The organism is Acetobacter sp. DsW_54, from assembly GCF_002153575.1.
GTDB lineage: Bacteria > Pseudomonadota > Alphaproteobacteria > Acetobacterales > Acetobacteraceae > Acetobacter > Acetobacter fabarum.
This window is the reverse complement of record NZ_JOPD01000069.1, coordinates 1-239: the sequence shown is the minus strand read 5'-3', so window position 1 is coordinate 239 and position 239 is coordinate 1. Positions and strand designations below refer to the sequence as shown.

Here is a 239-nt window from a genome sequence, read left to right as displayed (position 1 = left end):
CCCCGTAATGCGCCATCCTCACGTTCTTTCAGGACCTTTTCGCGTGGACGGATGCGGTCGACCCTTGTGTTCACCTCAAAAGGATCGACCTTGCCTTCGGCGACGAGTTTCATGGCGGATTCTAACAGAGACACATCTGCGTCCGGGCGTGAGCGATAACGATGCCGCGCGACACTGACGCCATGTTTGACAAAGTCATGCATGAGCTCTTCGTCAGTTTCGATCACCTCGGCAACACA

Annotated in this window: 1 pseudogene; it reads right to left on the bottom strand. The window is 55.2% G+C overall.

The features are described from left to right. A pseudogene (locus HK20_RS13030) lies at window positions 1–239 on the bottom strand (DNA-binding protein); the annotation flags it as partial.